The organism is Prosthecobacter sp. SYSU 5D2 (genome assembly GCF_039655865.1).
Lineage (GTDB): Bacteria > Verrucomicrobiota > Verrucomicrobiia > Verrucomicrobiales > Verrucomicrobiaceae > Prosthecobacter.
This window is the reverse complement of the sequence record NZ_JBBYXL010000004.1, coordinates 280,851-305,244: the sequence shown is the minus strand read 5'-3', so window position 1 is coordinate 305,244 and position 24,394 is coordinate 280,851. Positions and strand designations below refer to the sequence as shown.

At 57.9% G+C, this 24,394-nt stretch carries 25 protein-coding genes; 13 read left to right on the top strand and 12 right to left on the bottom strand.

Annotation, left to right across the window (positions count from 1 at the left end):
- Positions 1-104: 104 nt before the first annotated feature.
- The 11 genes from WJU23_RS08730 (at position 105) to atpC (ending at position 9,811) form a co-directional block, all read left to right on the top strand.
- Positions 105-797: a hypothetical protein gene (locus WJU23_RS08730; protein ID WP_346332169.1), complete on the top strand. Its 693-nt coding sequence runs from the start codon at positions 105-107 to the stop codon at positions 795-797.
- Positions 798-1,031: 234 nt separating this feature from the next.
- The gene (locus WJU23_RS08725) at positions 1,032-1,943 is read left to right on the top strand and encodes a hypothetical protein (protein WP_346332168.1); all 912 of its coding nucleotides are present in this window, start codon (positions 1,032-1,034) and stop codon (positions 1,941-1,943) included.
- A gap of 137 nt (positions 1,944-2,080) precedes the next feature.
- The gene (locus WJU23_RS08720; protein ID WP_346332167.1) at positions 2,081-2,869 is read left to right on the top strand and encodes an SDR family oxidoreductase; all 789 of its coding nucleotides are present in this window, start codon (positions 2,081-2,083) and stop codon (positions 2,867-2,869) included.
- 154 nt (positions 2,870-3,023) lie between these two features.
- Positions 3,024-3,929: a F0F1 ATP synthase subunit A gene (gene atpB, locus WJU23_RS08715; RefSeq protein ID WP_346332166.1), complete on the top strand. Its 906-nt coding sequence runs from the start codon at positions 3,024-3,026 to the stop codon at positions 3,927-3,929.
- 93 nt (positions 3,930-4,022) lie between these two features.
- On the top strand, positions 4,023-4,271 hold the full coding sequence (atpE, locus tag WJU23_RS08710; RefSeq protein ID WP_346332165.1) for an ATP synthase F0 subunit C: 249 nt from the start codon (positions 4,023-4,025) through the stop codon (positions 4,269-4,271).
- Between the two features lie 69 nt (positions 4,272-4,340).
- Positions 4,341-4,862: an ATP synthase F0 subunit B gene (locus WJU23_RS08705; protein ID WP_346332164.1), complete on the top strand. Its 522-nt coding sequence runs from the start codon at positions 4,341-4,343 to the stop codon at positions 4,860-4,862.
- 24 nt (positions 4,863-4,886) lie between these two features.
- Entirely contained in the window at positions 4,887-5,282 is a 396-nt protein-coding gene (locus tag WJU23_RS08700) for a F0F1 ATP synthase subunit delta (RefSeq protein ID WP_346332163.1), read from the top strand.
- Between the two features lie 60 nt (positions 5,283-5,342).
- Positions 5,343-6,872 (top strand): F0F1 ATP synthase subunit alpha, encoded by a 1,530-nt coding sequence (gene atpA, locus WJU23_RS08695; RefSeq protein WP_346332162.1) that lies wholly within the window; start codon positions 5,343-5,345, stop codon positions 6,870-6,872.
- A gap of 41 nt (positions 6,873-6,913) precedes the next feature.
- Entirely contained in the window at positions 6,914-7,795 is an 882-nt protein-coding gene (gene atpG, locus WJU23_RS08690) for an ATP synthase F1 subunit gamma (protein WP_346332161.1), read from the top strand.
- A gap of 36 nt (positions 7,796-7,831) precedes the next feature.
- A complete protein-coding gene (gene atpD, locus WJU23_RS08685; RefSeq protein WP_346332160.1) occupies positions 7,832-9,289 on the top strand; it encodes a F0F1 ATP synthase subunit beta in 1,458 nt (485 codons plus the stop codon).
- A gap of 105 nt (positions 9,290-9,394) precedes the next feature.
- A complete protein-coding gene (atpC, locus tag WJU23_RS08680; RefSeq protein WP_346332159.1) occupies positions 9,395-9,811 on the top strand; it encodes an ATP synthase F1 subunit epsilon in 417 nt (138 codons plus the stop codon).
- A gap of 40 nt (positions 9,812-9,851) precedes the next feature.
- Here the strand turns inward: atpC and WJU23_RS08675 are convergent, their stop codons facing one another.
- From WJU23_RS08675 to WJU23_RS08645, 7 genes are all read right to left on the bottom strand, one after another.
- The gene (locus WJU23_RS08675) at positions 9,852-10,253 is read right to left on the bottom strand and encodes a VOC family protein (RefSeq protein WP_346332158.1); all 402 of its coding nucleotides are present in this window, start codon (positions 10,251-10,253) and stop codon (positions 9,852-9,854) included.
- Positions 10,254-10,420: 167 nt separating this feature from the next.
- Positions 10,421-11,104, bottom strand: a complete 684-nt coding sequence (locus WJU23_RS08670; RefSeq protein WP_346332157.1) for an ABC transporter ATP-binding protein — start codon at positions 11,102-11,104, stop codon at positions 10,421-10,423.
- Between the two features lie 89 nt (positions 11,105-11,193).
- Positions 11,194-12,825, bottom strand: coding sequence for a hypothetical protein (locus tag WJU23_RS08665; protein ID WP_346332156.1), 1,632 nt, complete (start codon positions 12,823-12,825; stop codon positions 11,194-11,196).
- A gap of 126 nt (positions 12,826-12,951) precedes the next feature.
- Positions 12,952-13,836, bottom strand: a complete 885-nt coding sequence (locus WJU23_RS08660; protein WP_346332155.1) for a TIM barrel protein — start codon at positions 13,834-13,836, stop codon at positions 12,952-12,954.
- 89 nt (positions 13,837-13,925) lie between these two features.
- Complete coding sequence (locus WJU23_RS08655) at positions 13,926-15,014, bottom strand: SPFH and helix-turn-helix domain-containing protein (protein ID WP_346332154.1); 1,089 nt, start codon at positions 15,012-15,014, stop codon at positions 13,926-13,928.
- Positions 15,015-15,180: 166 nt separating this feature from the next.
- On the bottom strand, positions 15,181-15,708 hold the full coding sequence (locus tag WJU23_RS08650) for a hypothetical protein (protein ID WP_346332153.1): 528 nt from the start codon (positions 15,706-15,708) through the stop codon (positions 15,181-15,183).
- Positions 15,709-15,845: 137 nt separating this feature from the next.
- Positions 15,846-16,649 carry an alpha/beta hydrolase gene (locus WJU23_RS08645; protein WP_346332152.1) on the bottom strand — a complete coding sequence of 268 codons (804 nt, stop codon included), beginning with the start codon at positions 16,647-16,649 and terminating at the stop codon, positions 15,846-15,848.
- 210 nt (positions 16,650-16,859) lie between these two features.
- Between WJU23_RS08645 and WJU23_RS08640 the strand changes: the two genes are divergently transcribed.
- The gene (locus WJU23_RS08640) at positions 16,860-20,072 is read left to right on the top strand and encodes a UvrD-helicase domain-containing protein (RefSeq protein ID WP_346332151.1); all 3,213 of its coding nucleotides are present in this window, start codon (positions 16,860-16,862) and stop codon (positions 20,070-20,072) included.
- 34 nt (positions 20,073-20,106) lie between these two features.
- On the opposite strand, the gene WJU23_RS08635 is transcribed toward WJU23_RS08640, so the two are convergent.
- Together WJU23_RS08635 and WJU23_RS08630 are read right to left on the bottom strand one after the other, a co-directional pair.
- On the bottom strand, positions 20,107-20,511 hold the full coding sequence (locus WJU23_RS08635) for a Dabb family protein (protein ID WP_346332150.1): 405 nt from the start codon (positions 20,509-20,511) through the stop codon (positions 20,107-20,109).
- An 11-nt stretch (positions 20,512-20,522) separates the two neighbouring features.
- Complete coding sequence (locus WJU23_RS08630; protein ID WP_346332149.1) at positions 20,523-20,849, bottom strand: nuclear transport factor 2 family protein; 327 nt, start codon at positions 20,847-20,849, stop codon at positions 20,523-20,525.
- A 66-nt stretch (positions 20,850-20,915) separates the two neighbouring features.
- On the opposite strand from WJU23_RS08630, the gene WJU23_RS08625 reads away from it, so the two are divergent.
- Positions 20,916-21,296: a helix-turn-helix domain-containing protein gene (locus WJU23_RS08625; RefSeq protein WP_346332148.1), complete on the top strand. Its 381-nt coding sequence runs from the start codon at positions 20,916-20,918 to the stop codon at positions 21,294-21,296.
- 36 nt (positions 21,297-21,332) lie between these two features.
- Here WJU23_RS08625 and WJU23_RS08620 read toward each other — a convergent pair whose 3' ends face one another.
- Genes WJU23_RS08620 through WJU23_RS08610 form a run of 3 tightly spaced genes read right to left on the bottom strand, consistent with a single transcriptional unit; the run spans position 21,333 to position 24,321 of the window.
- Entirely contained in the window at positions 21,333-22,103 is a 771-nt protein-coding gene (locus WJU23_RS08620) for a hypothetical protein (protein WP_346332147.1), read from the bottom strand.
- Positions 22,100-23,611 (bottom strand): hypothetical protein, encoded by a 1,512-nt coding sequence (locus WJU23_RS08615; protein ID WP_346332146.1) that lies wholly within the window; start codon positions 23,609-23,611, stop codon positions 22,100-22,102. The genes WJU23_RS08620 and WJU23_RS08615 overlap by 4 nt, the downstream gene beginning before the upstream one ends.
- Positions 23,608-24,321 (bottom strand): hypothetical protein, encoded by a 714-nt coding sequence (locus WJU23_RS08610; RefSeq protein WP_346332145.1) that lies wholly within the window; start codon positions 24,319-24,321, stop codon positions 23,608-23,610. The genes WJU23_RS08615 and WJU23_RS08610 overlap by 4 nt, the downstream gene beginning before the upstream one ends.
- Between the last annotated feature and the right edge of the window lie 73 nt (positions 24,322-24,394).

Here is a 24,394-nt window from a genome sequence, read left to right as displayed (position 1 = left end):
GAGAAAACCAATGCATTTTCCAGACCAAGTGATGTAGAGATTTGAACCACAATGCAGAGAGGGTGTAAACACTTTTTTCGTAAACACCCAATCTCTGTCATTTCTTGCTTGGCACAGATTTAATGTTGCTAGAGGTTGATATTTTAGTTATTATTGAAAATATGATATGCCCTCATTGCTCAGCGGCTTTGGCTTCCGGTACTGGCAAATGCGGATATTGTGAATTCAGTGTGGCGACAGTTCGTGGATTGCTGGGTTCTGAATGGGTGCGCCTGGAAAGGATCACAGACAACCATAACTGCCTCAGCCTGAAAGAGCAACGCCATCTCGAGGTCATTTTTGATGCATTTGAACGAATGTTTCCACAGTGTTTTTTTGTGGTTTTCCTGGGGGCCGTTCCTCTCGCGTTGACCTCGCGGGATCTGGGCTTCTGGTTGGTAAACCATGGGGCTTTTCACACGCATCAGATATCCAAACGGAACGACTTTGGAGTTGCACTGGTCATTGACTGTCTGCACCAAAATGCCGCTTTGACGCTCGGCTATGCTCTGGAGGCACATGTCAGGGATGCCGATGCGCGGCATATTTTAAACCAGGTAAGCAGTCTGCTGGATCGCCGTCGTTACGGTCAGGCCGTGGAGCGCGTGGTAAAACTTCTTGGCAAAAAGCTCGCGCAAGCAGGCACACGTTCGCTTCCCGAAGTCCCCGCCAAGATGGCCGGCTCCGACCTGGGCAGCATGGGTTTGCAAACTCTTCGTGCGGCCCACAGGCCTGCTCAGACCGGCAGCAATGTCTGAATTGAATGTTTCCCCATGACGGCTTTAAAACAGGAGCGAATAGTCTGGGTGCTGTGGCGAACTGCTTTCCTCCTTCTATGCGCTGTATCCGCCCCAGCTTCGGATGAGCCACCTCTGCCCACATGGGACAGTGCAGAAACCAGGCATCTCCCCCCAGGAAGTCATTTCTCCAATTTGCTGCCTGAAAACAATCGCCTGGAAAATCAGGACACTTTTTTTCTGGGCTCACCCGGAATGATGGTTTCACCTCCGCTTTTCCTGGATGAACCGGGTCTAGAGCCTCATGACCTGTCGCTTTTTTTGCGTGGCGGCCTTTTGGGTGCCGGACAGGCACCGGTCACGGCGATTCCAGCGCCTACCCCGGAAGTTGCTTTGCGGAACGTGCCTGTCTCAGTGCTGGAAGGACTGGCGCAGGTGCCGGTCAACGAATATCTCATTGATCCCCAGGCCCTGGTGACAGAGCTGCCTGCCATGGATGTGGAGCGTCTCTTGCAATTTCATGCTTCCGAGTCCCGAATCCGTCTTTACTTGTTCGTCTTGGACAGGGACCAGGCTCTGGATTCGACAGCTTCGCTCGCGCCTCTGATTGCCCGGCTCAAGGGTGAAGGGGAGGTCTGCCTGGCCATTTATCCGCTGGGGGAGCCATGGCGTGCGCGTTTTATGGTCAGCCCGGTCATCAGCCAGTTCAGTTCTCTGGCTGCCATGTCGGAAATGGCGGATGATTGCATCAAAGACGCCATGCAGGTGCAGGAGGCGGAGCAGCAGTTGCAGCGCTTCGCTGTCCGGCTTTCGACACGGTTGTTCTGGTCGGAAAAGGCACTGCCCGCCTCCCTTGATCAGCAGGACGGCCAGGGTGTTCTTCATGAAGTGGCCGCAGGGTCCCCCTTGCCAGTCAGTGTTGCTGAGCCCGTTGTCAGTCATTGGGGCTTGATGGCTTCAGCAGGTGCCAGTGTGGCCTGCGTGCTGTTGATGACCGGACTGGCCTTCGCCCTCCGCACTGCTTTGCGCTACCGGGCTGATCAGAAGCTCATGCACGCATGGATCCTTCCGGAAACAGACGTTCCTCCGCGTTTAGGGGGCGCTTTTTCCGGTGGTGCCGGTTCGATGATCCAGTTTAACAACAAGATTGGCAGTCCGCGAAAGTGAATGGCGGGGCCGAAAGGATGAGGCTTCATGCCTGGGGAAAGCTAACATGATGACGGGATTCGCGACCTTTTTACAGAGCCACGCCGTCTTTCTTCATCGGGCCGAAAACTTGCTCTGCATCATTGCGTATGTTCGCCATGAATCCTGCCCCATCACCTTTTGATCTTACTGGCCAGCGCATCTGGGTCATAGGGGGGGCGGGATGGTTGGGCCAGTCCACGGTGCTGACGCTGGCAGAAATGGGGGCAAGTGTCTTGTGTGCCGATTTGCCTGGCCGCAGTGCCGCTTTTTTGGATAAAGCCAGCTTCGCCGGGGATATCACCCCGGTGGATCTGGATGCCCACGACACGGATGCCTTGCTGCCCTTTGTGGAAAAACATCAATCCGCTCATGGCGTGCCCCATGGGCTGGTGAACCTGACCTATGCCGCCACCCCGAAACGTCTGGCAGAGCTAACCGCCGAGGATTTTGATGAAGTGAACCATGGCAATCTGACCAGCACTTTCATCCTGACGCGCGCCGTTGCGGATCTCATGGCGGCTGCAGGGCAGGGGAGCCTGGTCCTGTTTTCAAGCATGTATGGCGGCGTTGCCCCGGATCCCCGCATATACGAGTCACCCATGAATACCAATCCGATAGAATACGGGGTTAATAAGGCCGGGATGCGGCAGATGGCCCGCTATCTGGCGGTTCACTACGGGGCATGCGGGGTGCGCTGCAATACGATCTCTCCCGGACCCTTTCCCAATCCGGGCATCCAGGAAGCTCAGCCGGAGTTTATCGCGAGGCTGTCGCAAAAGGTTCCGTTGGGACGGGTCGGAGCGCCGGTTGAGATCGCTGGCGCGGTAAGCTTTTTACTCAGCGATGCGGCAAGCTACATTACCGGAATTGACCTGCCGGTGGATGGCGGATGGACCGCCTGGTGAAGTCATTTCGGACGGCGGTCCCGAAAACCTGAAAAGTCGTCGGAACCCTTTAAAATAAGGGCACGGATGACTTTGTGAAAAATTTCACAAATAAGTCTTGCCTCTATCTGGCCCGCTGCTAAACACTCTTAGCCGACCCGGCCCGCTATTTGCTATGGACGTAAGTTTTACCTTTCCCTCATCCGCCCTTCTGCTCGCTGAAGTGAGCCGCAAGGCCGTGTCATTGCTTGGCGGGGGAGAACGTGAAAGCTTCTGGGCTTTCGTCACCAATTCTTGCCTTGTCGCTGCCATCGTTACGGGTGTCATCATCTGGATGGCCAACAAGGCCACGTCTAAAATGACGCTTATTCCACATCCGTGGCAGAACTTTTTCGAGTCCATCATTGAGGCGGTCTATAATCAGGTGGAGGCCATCGTTGGTCCCAAGCAGGCTCCTCGCGCCTTTCCTCTGCTGGCCACTCTGTTCATCTTCATTCTGGTCTCCAACTACTTCGGTCTGCTTCCGGGTGTAGGTACCATTGGTTGGGGTCATGGATATGGTGTGCTTTCCATGACGCACATTACCGAGCCGCTTCTGCGCCCTGCTACGGCGGATTTGAACATGACCTTGGGCATGGCCCTCTGCTTCATGCTTGTCTGGTTCTATCTCACCATTCGTGAGCTTGGCGTCTGGGGTTTCATCAAGCACACGTTCGGTGCCAAGGGTGGTGCCACGGGCATCATGGGAATCTTCATTGCCCTTGTCTTCCTCCTGGTGGGTGCCATTGAAATCGTCTCCATCATGTTCCGTCCGGGATCTCTTTCCCTGCGTCTTTTCGGGAACATTTACGCCGGTGAAACGCTGCTTCATACCATGATGACCTTGGGTGACATGTTTGGTTTGGGTGCCGTTGGAAAATTCATCATCGCCACCATTGCTCCGATTCCCTTTTACTTCATGGAGTTGCTCGTTGGCCTGCTGCAGGCTGCTGTTTTCACCCTCCTTTGCGCCGTTTATATCCAGCTTTCCACCACGCATGACGAGCATCATGGTGAAGAGCATGGTCACGATCACCATTGAAAACTTTGACCGTCGGGACCATGCCTATGAGTGTGGGCGGCGGCCAGAACAACCAAATACAGAAAGAAGAATAACACTATGATGATGGAAATCATGTCTATGGCAGCCGAGGCTGCTCCTGCTGCTGCCGCTGCTGCACAGGGTATCTCCGGTTCCCTTACCCTGGGTCTCGCTGGTGCTGGTGCCGCTATCGGCATCGGTCTGATCGGTGGCAAGGCAGTGGAAGCTGTCGGTCGTAACCCTGGCGCTGCTGGCAGCATCCAGACTCTGGCAATCATCGGCATGGCGCTGGCAGAAGCCGTCGCCATTTACGCTCTGATCATCGCGTTCCAGGGCCGTTAATCCTCCCCCGGAGATGGCGGTCTGCATAAGGTCGCCATCTCCACCCCCGCTTATTTATTTGATCTTGTCATGACCACGACCTTCCTTGCAGCCTCCGACATTGCAGACCAGTTTGGCCTCGAACTGCCAAAATTGATCGCGCAGGTCATCATTTTCCTTGTCGTGTTTTATGTGCTCAAGACCAAGGCTTTTGGTCCCATCATGGGCATGCTGGAGCAGCGCCGCATGCGCATCGCTGACGGTGAGTCCAAGCTTGAAAAAATCGCCCGCGACCTCGCTGAGGCTGAGAAGAATGCCCAGGCCATTGTTGACAAAGCCAACGACGACGCCAACCGCATGGTCAAAGAAGCTGGTGACAGCGCCAAGTCCCTCGCTGAAAAACGCCAGCAGGAAGCCATCCAGGAAGCCGGCCAGATCCTCGTCAAAGCCCGTGAGGCCGCCAAGATGGAGCACGAGCAGGTCATGGCCCAGCTGAAAGCCGAATTCGGCCGCATGGTTACGGATGCGACCACCCGCGTCACTGGCAAGGTCCTCAACACCGACGACCAGGCCCGCATCAATCAAGAAACCTCCGCCCAGGTCAGCCGGTAATCCCTTTTCCTCGCCACCACGATCATGAAAATCAGCAAGGAAGTCCGCCGCACATCCCGCCAGCTTTTTCGCCTCTGCATGGTGAATGGTAAGCTGGACGAGTCCCGCGTGCGCATGATCGTGGACAAAATCATCGCCACCAAGCCTCGCGGTTATCACGGCCTGCTGGATTCCCTTGCCGCCCAGGTGCGCAACGAGATCGAAAGCCAGCGCGCCGTGGTGGAAAGCGCCACGCCTCTCACCGCAGACATCCAGTCCGGCCTGAACACCAGCCTCTCGCAGAAATATGGTCGCGAGCTGGCCCTTGAATATCACATCAAGCCTGAGCTCCTTGGCGGCATTCGCGTCAAGGTCGGCAGCGATGTCTGGGATGGCTCAGTCAAAGCCCGTCTCGAAGCCCTCAAAGCCTCCCTTTCCTAACCGTCCCCGCCCGGCATCCTTTCCGCCTCCACCTTTCCCCTTTCAAAACCAGCAGTTACCATGAGCAACATCCTCCAGGAGATCGAATCCCAAATCGCCGGACTCAAGACGGCGGTCACCAAGTCCAATGTCGGCGTAGTCCGCGAGATCGGTGACGGCGCAGCCAAGATTGAAGGCTTGAGCGATGTGATGCTCAACGAAATGATTGAGTTCTCGAACGGTCAGTTCGGCCTCGCTCTGAACCTGGAAGAAACCGAAGTCGGCTGCGTGCTTCTCGGTTCCTCTGAAGGCATCAAGGCTGGCGACGAAGTCAAGACCACGGGCCGTCTCCTTTCCGTTCCTGTCGGCAAAGGTCTCCTGGGCCGCGTTGTCAGCACCCTCGGTGAGCCTCTGGATGGCAAGGGCCCCATCAAGGCAGACGCCCAGTATCCTGTCGAAAAACTCGCTCCTGGCATCATTACCCGTAAGTCAGTGTCCGTCCCGGTGCAGACCGGCATCATGTCCATTGACGCCATGATCCCGATCGGCCGCGGCCAGCGTGAGCTCATCATTGGTGACCGCTCCACCGGCAAGACCACCATCGCGGTGGACACCATCATCTCCCAGGCTCAGCAGAACAAAGCTGCCGAGCAGGGCAAGCTGGCCGGCCACAAGCCCCTTTATTGCATCTACGTCGCCATCGGCCAGAAGCAGTCAAACGTCGCCCGCGTCGTCAAGACGCTCGAAGACGCCGGTGCCATGGAATACACCGTCATCGTTAATGCTTCTGCATCGGACAGCGCGGTGAACCAGTATCTCGCCCCTTATACAGGCTGCTCCATTGGTGAGTGGTTCATGGACCAGGGCCAGGACGCTCTCATCGTCTTTGATGACCTTTCCAAGCAGGCTGTTGCTTATCGTCAGGTTTCCCTCGTGCTGAAGCGCCCTTCCGGTCGTGAAGCCTATCCGGGTGACGTGTTCTATCTCCACTCACGGTTGCTTGAGCGTTCCGCCCGCGTGAACGAGAATTACGGTGGTGGTTCCCTGACCGCTCTGCCCATCATCGAAACCCAGGCTGGCGACGTTTCCGCCTACATCCCGACCAACGTGATCTCCATCACCGACGGTCAGATCTTCCTGGAAACCGACCTCTTCTACCAGGGTATCCGTCCCGCCATCTCCGTGGGTCTCTCGGTGTCACGTGTGGGTTCTGCCGCCCAGACCAAGGCCATCAAAAAGGTCTCCGGCACCACAAAGCTGGACCTCGCCCAGTTCCGCGAGCTCGCCGCTTTCGCCCAGTTCGGTTCCGACCTCGACGCCGCCACCAAGGCCAAACTTGACCGTGGTGCCCGCATTGTGGAGCTCTTCAAGCAGCAGCAGTATCAGCCGAAGAGCCTGCCTATCATGGTCATCACTCTTTACGCCATGCAGAAGGGTTACTTCGACAGCGTGTCTGTGGACCGCGTCAAAGAATTCCAGGCCAAACTGGAAACCTACCTCACCGACCGCAAGTCCGATCTGGTCGCCAAGCTGGCCAATGAGAAGGCTCTCGACAATGTCGAAGCCGACATCAAGACCGCCCTCGACGATTTCAAAGCCTCCTGGAAGTAATTTCACCGGCTCCCGCCACACGCTCTTAGCTTTCTTCTCCCATGCCTTCCACCCGCGACATCCGCCGCCGAATCAAATCGGTCAAAAACACGGCCCAGATCACCAAGGCCATGCAGCTCGTCGCGGCTGCGAAGATGAAGAAAGCCCAGGATCAGGCCGCCAACGGCCGCGCCTATGCGGAGCTGATGAACAAGATCCTGGTCAGCCTCAAAACGAGCGCTGAAGAAGGTTCCCACCCTTACTTCACGGAAGGCGGCGGCAGCAAGACGCTGGTATTGGTGATTGCGACAGACAAAGGACTGTGCGGTGCATTGAATACCAACCTGATTAAAAAGCTGGTCAATACCCCTATTGAAGGAGAGGTGGAATACGTCACCATTGGCCGCAAGGCGACCATGGGGCTGGGCCGCCTCCGCAAGACCATCCTCGCTGATTTCCCGATCAAGGATCCTGCCCGTTTCGCCGAGGTCCGCAGTGTCGCCAAGTTCCTCCAGGAAAAGTTCCTTTCCGGCGAATATGCCAGGGTGCTTGTGGCGTTCAACAACTTCATCAACGTCGTCACCCAGGTGCCTTCGATTGAGCAGATCCTGCCAGTGAATCCTGTGACCCTGGGCGGCAAGCGGAACTTCGATGAGACCTCCAAGGAGATCAATCCTGACAATATCCCGGACTACACTTTTGAGCCGGATGCAGCCACAGTTTTTGAAACCGTGCTTCCTCAATATGTAAACGGCACCGTCTTCCAGATGGTCCTGGAAGCCCGCGCTTCCGAGCACAGCAGCCGGATGGTGGCCATGAAAAATGCCACCGACAACGCCAAGCAGATGCTCAAAGATCTCAGCCTCGAATACAACAAACTGCGCCAGGCCGCGATCACCAACGAACTTCTCGAAATCACCACCGCCAAGATGGCTCTTGAGTAATCTCACCTCTTTCAATCTTCTATTTCAAATCAACCCATGAGCAACATCGGCAAAATCGTTCAAGTCATCGGTCCCGTGGTGGACGTAGATTTCTCCGCCTCAGGAAAGCTGCCTGAGATTTATAACGCCCTTGAGATCACTTTTGATCTCGGCGGCAAAAGCAGCAAACTTACCTGTGAAGTGCAGAGCCACCTGGGTGATGGCTGGGTCCGGTCCGTTGCCATGTCTTCCACGGAAGGTCTGAAGCGTGGCATTGATGTTACCGATACCGGCGCTCCCATCACGGTTCCCGTGGGAGAAGAAGTCCTCGGTCGTATCTTCAACGTCACTGGCGACGCCATCGATGACCAGCCTGCACCGGTCACCACCAAGCGTTATCCCATTCACCGCCCGGCACCTGCCCTGGTGGACCAGAACCCTTCCGCCCAGATTCTCGAAACCGGCATCAAGGTGATTGACCTCATCTGCCCCTTCACCAAGGGCGGTAAAGTCGGTGCCTTCGGGGGCGCTGGTGTGGGCAAGACGGTGGTCATCATGGAGCTCATCAACAACATCGCCAAAGGCCACGGTGGTTACTCCGTGTTCGCCGGTGTGGGTGAGCGTACCCGTGAAGGGAATGACCTTTACCATGAAATGATCGAGTCCGACGTTATCAAGGTGAAGAAGAGCGGTCACGACATCGCCCGCAATCCTCAGGGCGGTTACATCAGCGAGCCCGGCTCCAAGGTGGCCCTCGTTTATGGCCAGATGAATGAGCCTCCAGGTGCCCGTCTTCGCGTTGCCCTTTCTGCCCTCTCCATGGCTGAATATTTCCGTGACGAGAAGAACCAGGACGTGCTTCTCTTCGTGGACAACGTTTTCCGTTTCTCCCAGGCCGGTTCTGAAGTGTCCGCCCTTCTGGGACGCACGCCTTCCGCCGTGGGTTACCAGCCGACGCTGGCCGCTGAAATGGGTGCCATGCAGGAGCGCATCACCTCCACCAAGAGCGGTTCCATCACCTCCTTCCAGGCCGTTTACGTTCCTGCGGATGACTTGACCGACCCCGCCCCGGCCAACACCTTTGCTCACCTTGACTCCACCGTCGTGCTTGAGCGTTCCCTGGCAGAGCTCGGCATCTACCCGGCTGTGGATCCTCTTTCCTCCGTGTCCAAGGCTCTCGCCCCGGACATCGTCGGTGAAGAGCACTACCGCGTCGCCCGTGGCGTCCAGCGCGTGCTTCAGCGTTACAAAGACCTTCAGGACATCATCGCCATTCTCGGGATGGACGAACTGTCCGATGAAGACAAGCTCATCGTGTTCCGTGCACGTAAGCTTCAGCGCTTCCTCAGCCAGCCTTTCCACGTGGCCGAAATCTTCACCGGCACCAAAGGTGAATACGTTTCCGTCAAAGACACCGTCAAAGGCTTCGCCGAGATCCTCGATGGCAAGCACGACGATGTGCCAGAAGCCAACTTCTACATGAAGGGCGGCATTGACACCGTGCCGAAGGCCTAAGTCATTTATGATTTATGATTCTTGATTTACGATTTCCTGATCGTGATTCAATGGCCAGGTGCCAAATCATAAATCATAAATCGTAAATCATAAATTCGTCCCTCCATGCCCATCAAACTCGAAATCGTCACTCCTGAAGCCAGCATCTTTTCAGATGAAGTGGATTCAGTCGTGCTCCCTGGCTACGATGGTGAGATCGGCGTTCTGCCGGCTCACGCCCCGCTGGTGACCACTCTCCAGGTGGGCGAGCTTCGTTATACCAAAGCTGGCAAAACCACCGAACTCGCTGTTGGCGAGGGCCTGGTTGAAGTCACCGGCAGCACCACCCGTGTCCTCACCGACATGGCGGTAAATACCGATGAAATTGACGAGAAGTCCGTCGAGGAGGCCCTGGAGCGTGCCAAAAAATCTCTGGAAAATCTCAAGCCAGGCGAGCATCAGGAAGAAGTCGCCGCCGTCATGGCCATGATTCAGCGCAGCACTGCCCAGCTTCATCTGAAGCGCAAGCGCAAGACCATCTGATCGAAATCTGGCGCGGTACATTTACACAAACCTCCATTGATCAAGTCAATGGATCGCGTGCCTCGGTGATCTCCACCTTGTGGCCTTCTAGATCCTGGATCACAGCCCTTAGACCCCAAGGGGAATCCATCGGCGACTGGACCATTTTTGCCCCCGCTTTCACGAGATCAGAAACCGTGGCTTTGACACCCTTCACCTCAAAGCCCAGACGCAAGTTTCTAGTGGGCTCCTCATCTCCCTTCACTGGATAGATCTCGAACACGCCGCTCTCATTCTCGGCGGAGAAGTGCTCAGGACCTGTTCCATGCCGATGGAGTGCAAAACTGAGTCCAAGGACAGTATAGAATTCCGCCAGGCGGGCCGCATTGCGGGCACGTATCACTACCAGATTTAAGCGAGGCATTGCAGATTCTTCACTCAATGAATCGATCAGCAATGCCATATTCGAATAATCAATCGAACTTGTTAAGCTTGATCAGAAGTTTGGAGTACCGCATGAATTCGGGATGCTGGGAGGTTCGAAGTTCTTGCCAGAGCCGCATGAATGCGGAACTCCGAACTTCTGATCCCTGAAAACTGCACACAGAAAACTGTAAACGGCACCTCTTCCTATCCGACCAGCATGCCCTCATGCAGCTTCAGGGTCCGGCCCATGCGTGCCGCCTGGGCGGGATGATGGGTCACCATCACAAGGGTGGTGCCAGTGGTTTGCTGGAGCTCTAAAAGGAGAGAGGTGAGGGATTCAGCATTCTTTTCATCCAGGGCACCGGTGGGTTCATCGGCCAGGATGACTTTGGGTTGGTTGATCAGCGCTCGCACTACGGCCACGCGCTGTCGCTCACCACCGGAGAGTTGGGCCGGTTTCCAGTTCAGGCGATCTTGCAGTCCCACGGATTTTAGCAGCGACTCTGCCCGCTGTTGCAGGCTGGCGGCATCCGGTTTTGCTTTAAGGGCCAGCGTGGGCAGCAGCACATTTTCCAGCACCGTGCACTGGGGCATGAGGTGATGAAGCTGGAAAATGAAACCCACCTTTTCGCTGCGCAGTGCCGCCAGCTGTTCCGGCGTGTTGCCGCCAATGCTGCTGCCATCAAAGATATAATCCCCCTGGTCCGGCACATCCAGCGTGCCCAGGATGTTGAGCAGCGTGCTCTTGCCACAGCCAGAAGGGCCGACGATGGCCACGGATTCACCGGCCTCAATGGTCAGGGAGACATCCCTCAGCACTGGCACCACGTTGCCACTGCCAGGTTCATTGTAGGATTTGGAAATGTGGGAAAGGGAAATCAGGGACATGGGGCAGTGTTCAGGTTAGAAGACCGGCAGGGCTGTGGAAAGAGAAACGTTTGAAAAGCGGCGCTGCGATGCCGGATTCGCCCGTTGTATCAACGGACGGTCAGCCAGAACCACGATGCCCGGTCGCGTAGCGTGGTCCCGCGCACGTCCTCGCTGCGCAGCGGATAGTCCGCCGTGATCTGGCTGGCTGGTTCCTTCGTTGTCCAGACCTGAAAGGTGATTGGCACGGTAGCCGGTGGTGCATTGCTGGCGGCCGCCAGCTTCAGCTCTACGTCGCCGCCTTTTTCGGGCACCGTGACATCCGCCGCATGAACGCCTGCGGGCAAGCCTGAAACACGGGCGATGAGCGGCTCCTTGTATCCGTTCAGCAGCTTGATGTTGATCTTCACACTCAGGCTCTTGCCGCGCTCGATGACCACCGGTTTTCTCTCCGGCAGCGTCACCGCATAGGTCGGCGCAGGAAGCCCGGTCTCCAGCACATAATAATGCTCTGGCCCGCCCCGGTGAAACTGGTCCTCCACGATGAGCTGATAAGCCCCCTCTGCCGCTGTCGTCCAGCTCACATTCGGGTCAGGGTCAGTGCCCTGGTCAATGCCGGTGGCGACTACCTTGCCATCCGGTCCTTCCACCCGCAGGGTCGCATCCAACGGCAGGCCCAGGGCTTTGGACTTCACCCTGGCTTGCATCTTCTCACCCTTCTTCATCGTCAGGACAAAGCGATCCACATCCGTGCGGTCGCTGATCAGCCCTCCCACCGCGCCCGCACCTGCCGGTATCGGAGTGGCCTCTTCCACCTTGTTGTTAGGCTCCTTTTCAAGCGTGGCCGCTTTCTCCGTCAGGATGACTTGAACCGGCTGAATGCAGTCCGGCGGATTCACCAGGACATCGCCACCGCGGTGGAGCAACGCGGTTTCATCCAGAGGCAAGCGTAGTTTTTTAGGATCCAAATTGTATCCGATGAGACCCACCTCTGATTTGCCTTTCTGGGCAATCGTAGCGGGATAAACCTGCGTGACCACCGGCCCCGTGCTCAGGTGCAGGCGGTAGATGGAGCTGCTGCCGCCGTTGAATTTGATATCCGCAGCCGGTGGATGGATGAAGCCCGCAAGTTGTACGGTGTAAAGCCCGTCCTTTTCGGCCGTATAGGCAATGAAGGGGTCCAGGTTGCGCCCGTCGCTGAATGTCCTGACCCGTATTCCCTGCGGGTCCACGATGTGCGCTAGCATATCCAGGGGTGAGCCCAGCGCATACGCCTCCACCAGTGCCACTAGCGTCTGTCCTGCCTTCAGCTTCACGCTGTATCCGTCCACATCTCCGCGCTCGCCAAGTTTTGCATTGATGCAGACGGGCAGTTTGGAAATCATCTGTGCTTTGCCAACCTCATTGTTAGGCTCCGCTTCTTCCATTTCCGGATATTTGCCAACGCTGAAGCGCCGTGGCTCAGAAGCACCTTCCTCATTGCAGGCATACACCAGATGAATGCCCGGCTGCGCCTGGGCCGTCACCGTGGCCTGCCAGACGCCTTTTTTGCCCGTAGGCACAAAATGAACGCCCTCAGCCTCGGTCCACAGCTTCACTTTTTCATCCAGCTTGCCGCCTGCGGTGAGGGTAAAAGTGGAGCCAATCTGTCCTCCCGCCGGGAAAAGAGTGTCCAGTTTGGGAACCTCCGCTTGAAGCAAAGAGGCCAGGGAGAGCAAAAGAAAAAGGGGGGCGGATTTCATGGTAGCAGCGGATGCTGACCTGCTTAGCAAAGCAGTTGGGCAAGCCTGGTCCAAGAGTAAGCCGCTACGGGCGCGCCTATTTCAAATAATTGTCCCGGCCTCCCTTCATGCCATGAACCGGCTGCTTTATGCCGCCGTCTTTCTTGCCGCGGTAACAAGGCTTGTGAACAGCCTTTTTTGCTCAGCCAGGGCGGCCACGCGGTCGGCGGGTTTCGTGGTGGCCTCAATCAACATCCAGCCTTCGTAGTCGGCGTTCACCAGCAGGCTGACCAGCTTTTCAAAAGGGTATTTGGCATCATTGAGCTCGCGGACATGCAGGGTCTGTCCCAGGAAAGGCTGTACTTTGGCGAAGTTGGCCTCGATGCCTTCTCCCTCCAGATCGCGGGGATTGGAGTTCCAGCACACGCGCACATTGTCCCGGTCCGCCACTTCCATCACAGTCTTCACATCGCCCAGGTCGGTGACCTCGCCATGCACTTCCAGCCGGATCTCCTGGCCAAACCCCAGCGCGTAGTCGCCCAGTTCAGCCAGCGCTTTGCCGATCTGTTCCAGCGTCTTCTCCTTGGCCACTTCCTTGGGCAGCTTGTCCGGCTTCACCTTTACGCCGCTGCCGCCGATGTCGTGGCTCAGCTTGATGTAGGCCTTGGCGTTTTCGATCTGCTTCTTCAGTTCCGCCGCATCGGGGCTGTGAAACATGGCGTTTGTGCCCATGCCCAGCACCTTGACTTTGGAGTCCTCAAACTGGGCGCGTACTTGCTGACGCTGGCCGGCAGTCAGCACCGGCTCCACTTTGTGGGCGTGCTCGATGCGAAGTTCTACGCCCAGCACATCCGCCTCCGTGCAGTTGGCGATCAGCGTCGGCAGATCCCAGTCTGCGCCCCACATGTACGTCACCAGACCGTATTGAATGTTCTCCCCTTTGTAGCTCAGTTTGGTGTCCTGAGCCGCCAGGAAGCCTGTGGCAACGCTGGAGCCCAGCAGAGTGTGGATGAAATGACGGCGGGTGTTCATGCGGAAAATAGGAAGGTGGATAAAAGGAAGCCGGACACTCGGTCCGGCTCCACTGGGATTGATACGGCTATACGGGTTTGAACTTCCGGTCAATGCGCCAAAAACTCATCCAGGGCCGCCTGGGTGATGCGATACTGCGTGCCGATCTTCTTGCCCTTGATGTCGCCGGATTCGATGCTGGCGATGACATCGCCCTCGCTCACGCCCAGCACTTCCGCCACCTGCGTGGGGGTCAGGATGCCCGCATGGGCCACCGCTGCTGCTGGGGCGGTGTTGGGAAGGGGAGGCGGTGTGCCGACTCCTGGTGTGCCCTGTGGCTGGTTTGGATTGAAAGCGCCCTGGGCAAACATTTGGTTAGCCATGCCGAAGCCCATCGCGATCTCCGCTGCCGCTCCAGCAGGGCCTCCGCCGCCTTTGGCCATGCCCTCGGCCATCTGAAATTTCACGTAATCGTTCAGATTGCCGATCGCGCTCATGCTGCTGCGCTTGTCGATGGCCGCTTCCACCTCGGGCGGTACGCTGGCGTTTTCCAGCAGGAAGCTCGTGATCTCGATGCCATACTTGCCCATCATCGCCGGATTGATCAGCGGCAGCAGTGCATCGCCCATTTCGCTGTAGCGCGTGGCCAGGTCCAGCACCGGCACCTTGGCCGTGGCCAGGGCATCAGAAAACACACTCACAATGCGGCTGCGCATCGTATCGGCAAATTCATCCAAACGGAAATGATGGTCGGAGCCCGCCACTTCCTTGAGGAAGATCTTCGGATCAATGATGCGGAAATCAAAGGTGCCAAAGGCCCGCACACGCACGATGCCAAAGTCCTGGTCCCGCATCATGATGGGGTTGCTCGTGCCCCATTTGTTGCCCGTGAAGAGGCGGGTGGTGACGTAATAAACATCCGCCTTGAAGGGCGATTCAAAACCATACTTCCAGCCCTTCAGCGTGGAAAGAATTGGAATGTTATCCGTGACGAGGTCATGCTTTCCGGGCATGAACGTATCGCCAAACTGCCCCAGGTAAACAAACTGGGCGATTTGTGACTCCCGCACAATGAGCTGCGCGCCGTGCTTGATCTCCTTGTCCTCATCTGGAAAGCGCCAGGAGAGCGTGTCGCGTGAGTCATCTGTCCACTGGATGATTTCCAGGAACTGTCCTTTGAGGTAATCCATGAGGCCCATGATAGTTGGCAGGGAAAAGGGTGAATAATCGTTGAAAACGGCCCCCGGACCTTCTTGCCCGGGGTCCGCCCAGCATCCCAATATCTGGCAGCTTGGCAATCACGAATATTATAGGGAAGCGTTTGGCCTCAGCTTGCAAACAAAAGCGGGCAATGCACCGGCAGGTTCAGCGTGCTTCGCTGATGGAGCTGACCTGCAGATCAATGTGGAGTTCTGTCTGGCCAGCATTGGTCTGGATGATGATACACCGGCTTACGCGCCCTGCCAGCAGCAGCTTGTTTCCGGATCGGTGCTTCTTCACGATGTCCAGCCCCTCCTGGGTCAGGGCCTCCTTTTTGATGTAAAGGATCATGTTGGTCTCGATGTATAGCCCGGCAGCGCGCAGGCGCTCGGGAATGCCCTTGGTCCTCCAGCCTTCCACATTGCCCTGGTTGGGGAAGTCCCACTCTTCCATCTTGCCCACTTTGAGCACAAAAGCCGTGTCCTTGGAGACTTCAGCAGCCTTGAGCTTGGCCGTCGCTTCATCGACACCCTCCCCCCGGCCGCTTCTCAACTTGATAAGCTCCTTGTCCGTCAGGTGTTTGAGCACGTCTCCCACCTCACGTCCCTTCATTTCATCTGCGGCATGGCCAGTCTGGTGGGTGAGGCAGATCAGGGCGGCAATACCGGAGACAAGAAAAAAGGCGCGTTTCATGGCAATCGAATAAGGCATCCCCTCCGTTAAGGGGATGCCTATGGGTACCTACACAGTTTTGAGGAATTTGTTACACGATGCGCAGGTACCATGTGTGCTGGCACCTGCGATGCAATCATGCCCCCCGCGAGGCTGGATCAATGCTTCAACAGCCACTCCGTCGTGCGCGGATTGAAATCAGCCAGGCATTCCCAATGGAAGGCATGGCCGGCATTGTCATAAAGATGCAGTTCAGCGCCGGGAATGGTGGCGGCCACTTCTTCGCCCATCCACTTCGGCGTGAATACGTCGTCCTTACCGCCGATGACCAGAGTCGGGCACTTGACATTCTTCAGGTCGCTGATGGTGTTGTGAGTCATGGCCGCAGCGGCCTGCGCCTCCATGGCATGCACGGGCTGCGGGGCAGGATTGTTCGCCGCGTCTTTCAGCCCCTGCTGCATATTGCTCCAGCAGTCATCGTTGTCGAACCACGGCTTCGTGAAGATGAGCATCTGCACATAGTGCATGAAGTCCTCCGGGCGCATCGTCGCTTTGCACTTCATCATGTGCTGCCATGTATAAATGCCAAACCGGTCCTGCCGTGCCCACGTGCACATGAGGATCATGCTCTTCACCTTCTCCGGATGCCGGATGGCCAGCTGCTGGGCAATCACGGACCCCAGCGAACAACCGACAATGCGTGCTTGCTTGATGCCAAGCTGGTCCATCAGCCCCGCGTAATCATCCGCCATCATCGCGGAGGAATAAGGTCCCTCCGGCTTGTCCGTCAGGCCCACGCCCCGGTTGTCACCCAGAATGCAGCGGAAATGCTTGGACCACTCTGCCGCATGCGCCTCCCACACCCCGCCCGGAGCCGTGACCCCCATGATGCAGACCAGCGGTTCGCCGCTGCCGCGTTCTTCATAATACATCTGGATTCCGTTAGTGCTGACGTGGGGCATGGCTGTGAGTTTAAAGTGTTCAGTAATCAGTGTTCAGGATTCAGACCTGAAACGCTCCAAGGATTTAGCGGAAATGAAACGATGCGCCAAGCAAAAGTCTCGTGATGATACTTGAATGCTTCATTTCCCGCTGTCATTCCCATACAATAGCCACCTCTCACATCTGAATACTGGAAACCGAATACTGAAAACTGCCGACTGAACTTCCCCATGCCCGCCCCCCTTCAGCACCTGCTCATCTCCGCTTCGGCTGGCTCGGGGAAAACGTATCAACTGGTCCGCCGGTATTTGCACCTGCTCGCCTTAGACCAGGAGGCGGAAGGAATCGCCGCCATGACCTTCACTCGCAAGGCCGCCGGGGAGTTCTTCAGCCGCATCCTTCAACGCCTCGCGGAGATGGCGGAGCATCCTGAGAAAGCCGCCGAATTCTTTAAAGACAGCCAGCCTCCCGTGCCGGAAGAGCAGGACTATAGCCTCATGCTCCGGCGCATCACCCGGCGCATGCACCGCCTGCAACTGGGCACCATGGACAGCTTTTTTGCCAAAGTGGCCGCCTGTTTTCCCATGGAACTGGGCCTGCCCGCGGGTGCCCGCGTCATGGATGAAGATGAGACCCGCCAGGCCCGGCGCGAGGCCCTGGACAGCCTGCTGGAGCGCCTTTACCTCGAAGAAGACGGTGCCGCCCAAAAGACCCTCATGGAGGCCTACAAGCAGGCCACCTTTGGTGCTGAAGAAAAGACAGTGGACAGTGCCCTGCAGGACTGGCTGACGGATGGACTCACCCTCTGGGAGGACTCTGCTATTCGACCTGAAAACGACCTTCGGGGATGGGGGGACATTGCACAAATTTGGTCGCAGCGCCTGGAAATGGAATCGCTGCCGGATGCCATTGCTGCTGTCCGCACCACTTTTGTTCCCCTCAGTGACGCGGGGGCAGACTTGCTTGAAGAAACTCTCACCGCCACGCTGGAAACGGTGCCCGGTATGGCCCTGCCGAAGCGCGTGAAAGAGTTGCTGGAAAAGGCCCAGGAAAAATGGTCCGACCTCCTCGCGGGCGATGCCGAACTGATGTGGATGCGCAAAAGGACCCCCGTCAGCGGCGCAGCCGCCAGGGCATTGGTGAACCTGGTCCGAACCCTCATGGCGCGTGAATTCATCGTCCGTGCCGGCCGCACTCGCGGTCTGGCTGCCGTCATTTCAATGCTTGCAGATGAGTATGCCCAGCGCGTGCGTGCCCGGGGGCGGCTGTCCTTTGCGGATGTCCAGCGGCTGCTTTGTCTCTCTGCCCAAAAAGACGCCTCCTGGGCTGCTGGGGCAGGGGATCTGTGGTTCCGGCTGGACGGGCGGAATCACCATTGGCTGCTGGATGAATTTCAGGACACCAGCCGTGTGCAGTGGCGGGTCATCGGCGGCCTGGTGGATGAGGCCATCCAGGATGACAGCGGCGCGCGCAGCTTCTTTTCCGTGGGGGACCCCAAGCAGTCTATTTACCTCTGGCGCCAGGCCGAGCCGGACCTCTTTGATGACATCCTGCGCGCTTATCCCGCCAGCGGCGCACGCGGCCTGAACACCGGCCAGCTCAGCCAGTCCTTCCGCAGCGCTCAGCCTGTGCTGGATGCCGTCAATGCCGTCTTTGGCGACCGCATCGCCCTGGAAACTCTCCTCCCTGAAGGCACGCTCAAAGGCTTCGCTTTCGAACCCCACACCGCTGCCCAAGCGCAGCTCACCGGCCACGCCGCCCTCATTTCACCCGCCGCCGAACTGGATTCCGACGACCCCACCGCCCACTTGGCGGGGGAACTCTTAAACCACCTCCAGCCTCTCCAGCGCGGTCTCTCCTGCGCCATCCTGGTGCGGTCCAATGCCGAGGCCCGCCTGATCACCGAAGCCCTCCGCGCCAGCACCGGTATGGAGGTCGTCTGTGAATCCGACCAGCATCCCTGCACGGACAATGCGCTTACATTGGCCCTGCTTTCTCTGCTTACCCTCGCCGCTCATCCGGGGGACAAACAGGCCCTGGAACATTTGCGCATGACGCCGCTCTGGCCGCAGATCGAGACCGCCACGGAATCCAGCTCTTTAACCATCGCCAAGGTCCAGAGCTTGGTTTATGAAAAAGGCTTCGCCGCGTTCATGGAAGAATGGACGCCACGCCTTTGGCAGGTGCATCCGCAGATGGATGCCTTCCACGCCCGCCGCCTGTCCCAGATGGCTGATATCGCCACCGAATTCGATGCCCTCGGCAACCGTGATGTGGATGCCTTCATCGAATTTGCCCATGAGTATCCGCTGCGCATCCGTGGCGGCGCACGGGCCGTCCAGGTCATGACCATTCATGCCTCAAAGGGGCTCGAGTTTGATATCGTCATCCTCCCCAGCCTGGACGGTACTGCCATGGATACCCCCCGGCGGGAGGAATACCTCGTCAGTCGCAGTGTTGAAGGCGTCAACTGGGTGCTGGAGACCCCGCCAAAAGTCTATTCACAACTGGACCCCACCCTCCGCGCAGGCCTTCAAGAGACCAAACGCCGCACCGCCTTTGAATCCCTCTGCCGCCTCTACGTGGCCATGACACGGGCCAAACGCGGCCTCTATTTTATCACTGAACTCCCGCCTAAATCCGGCAAGGCCCTCAAAGAATCCAGGCTCCTGCGCGAGACACTGGGCCGCGACAGCAGCCGTCCTTTGACCGAAGAAAGCCTTGGTATCGTGGAATGGGAAACCGGTGACGAATTTTGGTTCAAAGCCCACCCATTTGTCCCCGCTCCCGTACCCGCTCCTGTTTTATTACACTCTCCGTTAGGCGCATTGCTCCGCGAAACCCAGCCTCTCCCCCGCCGCCGTACGCCTTCCGGCGAGGAGAGCTTCAAGATCAAAGGCAGCATCCTTTTCGGCGAAGGCCGCGAGCCTGGACGCCGCCTCGGCACACTGGTGCATGAACTCTTTGCCGAGATCGAATGGACCCCCGATATCCCCTCACTCGAACAACGTTGGCTGGCCAAAGGCCTGCTTTTGCCGGATGACTTCAGCGCCACCGAAGGCCCGGCCGCCAATGCCCTGGCCATGGTCCGCAGCGTTCTGGAGGCCCCCGCTTGTGCCCCTGCCTTTGCCCGCCCTGGCCCTCACGCCACCGTCTGGCGTGAGCGCGCGTTTGATCTTGTGCTGGATGGCGAATGGATCTCAGGCACCTTTGACCGCGTCATCCTGGACCAGGATGACGAAGGCCACTGCCTCAGCGCCTGGATTGTGGACTTCAAAACGGATGTCGCCCCCGACGATCTCTCTCTCCAGGAAAAGCTCGCCGGTTACGCTCCTCAGATAGCCCTCTATCGCCAGGCCATCTCCCGCCTCACCGGTGTCCCCGAATCCGCCGTCCGCTGCAGCCTCCTCTTCACCCGTCTTCAACGCCTGGTGGATCTGTAAACAAGGAGAGGCACTTGCCAAGTGCCCGTCTGCGTCATTCCGCAACGAAACGATAAAACAGCAGCTTCTTCGACAAAGGCAGGAAAACCTCGGTCGCCGCCTTCTGATGCACCGGATGCTCATTGTAACGCTGGCGTGCCGCTTCATCTTTGAAAGTCAGGATGAAACCAACATCATACGATGCATCCGAGAACGGGCCGCCGATCCCATCGGTGCGTCCGACCACGGCTTGCTTCACTTCAGGGATGTCTGCGCCAAAGGAATGCACCGCTTCAACGACCTTTTGCCGGTCCTCCTGGCTGCCTGCATTCTTCAGCCACACCAGGCCGATCTGGTGGATGTCTGTGGCTGATGGGCCAGTTCGTTGAGGAAGCGTGCAGCTCGAGATGAGGGAAACGAATGAAACAAGAATAACCAGGCGGGTGCGGAATGGATTCATATGCGGAGCATTTAGCGGATGGACAGGCCGGTGATCTTTTCGTTCTGGACAGTGAAAGTGTAGGTGAGCTGTATCGGGCTTCCAGGAAACGTGCCCGAGACCGTGGCAACTGCGACGAAGGTATCTTCGACGGCCTCAATGCTGGCCACATCAGTCTTCGGCTGATACTCACGCGTCGTGTGTTCGATCCAGGTGCGGATGGCATCCAGGCCAAGGCGGTCCTGATTTTCATCATGGACCAGGGCATCCGCAGCAAAGCAGCTTGCCGTGTCATCAATGCGGCCGTCATTGGCGGCGGAAAAGTAGTCCGAAAGGACCTGTGGAGTTGATGAATTCATGGTTGGTTGAACTAGGTTTTGACAGTCAGATTGAGACTGCTTTCTATTGACTCACAACCTTACAAAATGACAAGAACCCACAAAAAAGTAAGTGTCAAAAAAGTGCAAAAAACTGTGCGCTGGACCCCTGTCACAGCGGCGGAAGGTGTGGAGCAGGCGCTGCGGATGCTGGAAGGACGTTGGAAGTTTTTGATCCTCTTTCAGCTCTTTGGCGGCCAGGTGAAACGGTTTTCCGATCTGGAACGGGCGATCCCTGCCGTCACTCAAAAGATGCTGGCCCAGCAGCTCCGCCAGCTCGAAAAAGACGGTATCGTCCACCGCGAGGTCTATCCGGTGGTTCCGCCCAAGGTGGAGTATTCATTGACCCCCTGGGGACAGTCTCTGTGCCCTGTTTTGGATGCGATTTTGAAGTGGGCCGCTAAGCGCAAGCCTGACATTGAAGGCTGAAGGGAGTACTGAAATGGCGCACTGTTCTGCCGTCGTTCAGTTCGCTGCCGCCCGTGTCCGGGTGATGACGAGCTGCCGGATGAGCAGTGCATTGCCTGTCTTGTCTCCCGCGCTCAGTTTCAGGCTTTCTCCGCGCAATTCTGTGGCGAGGGTGATCTGGCCCAGCTTCACAAGGCCGAAAGTATCGGCCGTGGGGGTCAGGTTGCTGGCATCCATGACCGCCTCCACTTTTTCCCGGCCCAGGGTTAGCCGGACCTGCAGCGGCATGTCCAGTTTCGGGCAGGCATAGTTCAGGACGATGTCATAGGTGCCTGCTGGAAGGGAATCAATCCGCCAGTCAATCTCGCCAATCGCAGCCGCTTCCGGGCTGGCGCTGCCATCCGGAGTGGGGCTGATGCTGCGGGCCAGGGCAGGGGTGAGGGCGATGAACGCACGCCTGTTGCCCATGGGCGCAGGCAAGGGCTGCGTGATCGGGGCTTCAGCCGGGGTCTTGAGTGACTGCACGGCTGCCGCGAGGTCCACCACACCTCCACGGCTGATGATGCCCTGGATACGCTCTATTTCCTGCTGATAGGGCATCGGGTCCGGGGCCTGCTCCGCCAGGGCTTGCAGATCGGTGATGTATTTGCTCAGCAGCGGGATGTGCTTCGCCCGCAGTTGAAGCTGGTAGATGGTTTCCATCTGCCGGAGCCGTGAGTTTTCACCACTGGCAGATACCGGGGCCGAGTTCACGGGCAGCGTTACCTGGGCCGTTCCCAGGGAGGGAAGGGCGAACGCAAAACTGCATAAAAATAGACGCAGGTTCATTTGGGAGAGGAAACGCTGAGACCCCAGGCGCCTGGGGGTGGATCCTGCCTTTTGGCAGCCTTTTCACGGTCTAACAAAGAATCGAACAATCCATTCTCCATCATGCCGCGACGGTCCTTGGGGGCGATGACTGCCGCCAGTCCCTGGTCCACCAGCACGTTTTGAAACAGGCCGATTTCAGGCAGGAACACCAGGGCATTGGCCGTGCCATCCTTGTCCCGGCCAGGGCGCAGCAGCACGCGCAGTTCTTTGCCGTCCAGATAGCCGGCGGTGAACTCCTGCGCCGTACGTCCCAGCGGCGTTACATCACTTTCTCCCAGCCCGAAGTGCCGGCTGAAGGCACGGCTCGCAGCCTCGTCCCCAGCATCAAGCGGCGCACACAGAAGCCACAACAGACGGATGCTTTGTTTGCGGCCTTCGTGCTCAATCATAAACCGGTCCCCCCGGTTGCCGGCATCTGCCACAAAACGTGCCCCATCCAGATCTTCAAAGCCGTTCAGCCCGCCATTGTTGCCCAGGATGCGCAGCGGCCCCGTCGTCTGGCCGCGGCTGTTTTCCATCAGCTTCAGCAGCCGCTTGGCTTCCGCATCCGCCGCATCTTTCAGAGCGGCATTTTCTGCCCCCATCAGGCGTAGAGAATCCAGATAGCTTTCCAGGATGGGTTTTTGCACCTCTGTGAGGGCTTCATTCATGGACTTTTTTAGATCATCCAGCGACGGTCCCCGGGGTGCCGGGCTGGTAATGGTGGGCACTTCCTCCGTGACTGGTACCAGCCGCAGGTTGCGCAGCCGCAGCAGGTTGCCTGGATAACCGCTTGAGGCCATCAGGCGCAGGGTCACGGGACTGCGGGTAAAGTTGACCGGGCCGATCTTGAGCTGTCCAAACGTGGTTTCATCCTGGCTTAGCTTCACCTCGAAGGAGCGCCGGTTTTCTGCCGCGCCCGGCAGGAGGGTCACTTCATAAAAATCAAACACGGCGCTGTCCTGCGGCCTTGAGCGTCCGGGGACCAGCGTGCCGGGGAGTGACGGCAGCTCCACCAGATTGGCCTCCAGCTCCAGATAATATTTGCCCGGGGATAACCGCAAGTTCGACCATTCCACGCCGCTGTTGTTGGTACGCCAGCCGGAGATAAGGTCTCCCCTCGCCTCTGTGGACCCGATGAACCGCGCCTGAGCAGGCAGGAGTGGAGATGGCAGGCTTTGGGCCATGGCCGTATCACTGGTGAGGTAGAGCGCCTTGAGCTCCGTGCGGCGCTGCTGCACCAGCCTCGCCTCTTCATAGTCGGAGGCTTCAGCAAGCTCCTGCTCGATCTTGGCCAGTGCCCTTTCGTATTGCTCCGTCAGCGTCTGTGAGTCCGCCATGATCAGCCGCAGAAAACCTGCCCGTGCCACCGCGAGCGGTGCCGGATCCGGAGTCTGGGCCAAAAGGCCGCCCGTCACCACAAGCCCAAGAGCCGCTGTTACGGGGCGGAGGAGAAAATGGAATCTGGAAAGGACCCTGTTCATCATTTGCTGGCAGGTATCAGTTCTACGGATAACAAGTGCATCAGATTGTCCTTCAAGACCGTCCGCGCCGTGATCTTCAGCGGACCGGTACCGTCTGTGATCTTGAGTGTCCCCAGGTTTTTGTCCTGGGGCCCCTTCAGGGTGGTTTCCACATCCGCCATCAGGCTAAAACGGGACTCCTGCACCGCCAGCGAGCCGCCTTCCAGCGGACTGCACCGGTAGCGCAGGATTACCTCGTAGCCACCAGGGGGCAGCTTGTCCAGTTTCCACACCGCTTGTGCACCGGGTTTGGACCACCCCGTCAGCGTTCCTCCCTCACGCCTTACGTCCTTCAGCTCTGCCTTGTCCAATGGCAGGCGGATCCGGTCAGGCAGCATACTGGCCTGAATGGACATTTCCCGGGTCTGTAAAAGCAGGAGTTCCTTGTCCAGCCGTTCCAGTTCCGTCTCCAGGCGCTTGCGCAAGTCGCGTGCCTCGATCGCGCCCGCATAGTCACGTGCCTGGGCCCGGCTTTTCTCCAGGAGCATCAGCTCGGAAAGGTGCTTTTTCAGCGGCTCAAGGCTCTTTTCGAGAATGCTCCGCTGAAAAGTCAGCCGGCTGAGATCCAGGACGCGCCTCGAATCAGCTTCGGCTCCAGGCGCGGCCATCGCCGGTGCCAGCAACGCCAGCCCGCCGAGCCACAAACAACAGCCGGAAACGAGCGCGAGGTTCACAAAAATGAGAGGGGTGCAGAAAATCAGGCCGCCCCCAACCTGGGAGAGGTTCCCAAGATGGTAGCCATGCACA

Excerpts from the sequence above, each read along its gene's own strand:
- WJU23_RS08675 (WP_346332158.1), bottom strand. The coding sequence starts at position 10,253 with ATGGCATTGCTGATCGATTCATTGAGTGAAGAATCTGCAATGCCTCGC.
- atpA (WP_346332162.1), top strand. The coding sequence starts at position 5,343 with ATGAGCAACATCCTCCAGGAGATCGAATCCCAAATCGCCGGACTCAAG.
- WJU23_RS08645 (WP_346332152.1), bottom strand. The coding sequence starts at position 16,649 with ATGCCCCACGTCAGCACTAACGGAATCCAGATGTATTATGAAGAACGC.
- WJU23_RS08705 (WP_346332164.1), top strand. The coding sequence starts at position 4,341 with ATGACCACGACCTTCCTTGCAGCCTCCGACATTGCAGACCAGTTTGGC.
- WJU23_RS08635 (WP_346332150.1), bottom strand. The coding sequence starts at position 20,511 with ATGAATCCATTCCGCACCCGCCTGGTTATTCTTGTTTCATTCGTTTCC.
- WJU23_RS08650 (WP_346332153.1), bottom strand. The coding sequence starts at position 15,708 with ATGAAACGCGCCTTTTTTCTTGTCTCCGGTATTGCCGCCCTGATCTGC.
- WJU23_RS08700 (WP_346332163.1), top strand. The coding sequence starts at position 4,887 with ATGAAAATCAGCAAGGAAGTCCGCCGCACATCCCGCCAGCTTTTTCGC.
- WJU23_RS08720 (WP_346332167.1), top strand. The coding sequence starts at position 2,081 with ATGAATCCTGCCCCATCACCTTTTGATCTTACTGGCCAGCGCATCTGG.
- atpD (WP_346332160.1), top strand. The coding sequence starts at position 7,832 with ATGAGCAACATCGGCAAAATCGTTCAAGTCATCGGTCCCGTGGTGGAC.
- WJU23_RS08670 (WP_346332157.1), bottom strand. The coding sequence starts at position 11,104 with ATGTCCCTGATTTCCCTTTCCCACATTTCCAAATCCTACAATGAACCT.
- WJU23_RS08660 (WP_346332155.1), bottom strand. The coding sequence starts at position 13,836 with ATGAACACCCGCCGTCATTTCATCCACACTCTGCTGGGCTCCAGCGTT.
- atpC (WP_346332159.1), top strand. The coding sequence starts at position 9,395 with ATGCCCATCAAACTCGAAATCGTCACTCCTGAAGCCAGCATCTTTTCA.
- WJU23_RS08655 (WP_346332154.1), bottom strand. The coding sequence starts at position 15,014 with ATGGGCCTCATGGATTACCTCAAAGGACAGTTCCTGGAAATCATCCAG.
- WJU23_RS08620 (WP_346332147.1), bottom strand. The coding sequence starts at position 22,103 with ATGAACCTGCGTCTATTTTTATGCAGTTTTGCGTTCGCCCTTCCCTCC.
- atpE (WP_346332165.1), top strand. The coding sequence starts at position 4,023 with ATGTCTATGGCAGCCGAGGCTGCTCCTGCTGCTGCCGCTGCTGCACAG.
- WJU23_RS08625 (WP_346332148.1), top strand. The coding sequence starts at position 20,916 with ATGACAAGAACCCACAAAAAAGTAAGTGTCAAAAAAGTGCAAAAAACT.
- WJU23_RS08665 (WP_346332156.1), bottom strand. The coding sequence starts at position 12,825 with ATGAAATCCGCCCCCCTTTTTCTTTTGCTCTCCCTGGCCTCTTTGCTT.
- WJU23_RS08640 (WP_346332151.1), top strand. The coding sequence starts at position 16,860 with ATGCCCGCCCCCCTTCAGCACCTGCTCATCTCCGCTTCGGCTGGCTCG.
- WJU23_RS08630 (WP_346332149.1), bottom strand. The coding sequence starts at position 20,849 with ATGAATTCATCAACTCCACAGGTCCTTTCGGACTACTTTTCCGCCGCC.
- atpG (WP_346332161.1), top strand. The coding sequence starts at position 6,914 with ATGCCTTCCACCCGCGACATCCGCCGCCGAATCAAATCGGTCAAAAAC.
- WJU23_RS08725 (WP_346332168.1), top strand. The coding sequence starts at position 1,032 with ATGATGGTTTCACCTCCGCTTTTCCTGGATGAACCGGGTCTAGAGCCT.
- atpB (WP_346332166.1), top strand. The coding sequence starts at position 3,024 with ATGGACGTAAGTTTTACCTTTCCCTCATCCGCCCTTCTGCTCGCTGAA.
- WJU23_RS08615 (WP_346332146.1), bottom strand. The coding sequence starts at position 23,611 with ATGATGAACAGGGTCCTTTCCAGATTCCATTTTCTCCTCCGCCCCGTA.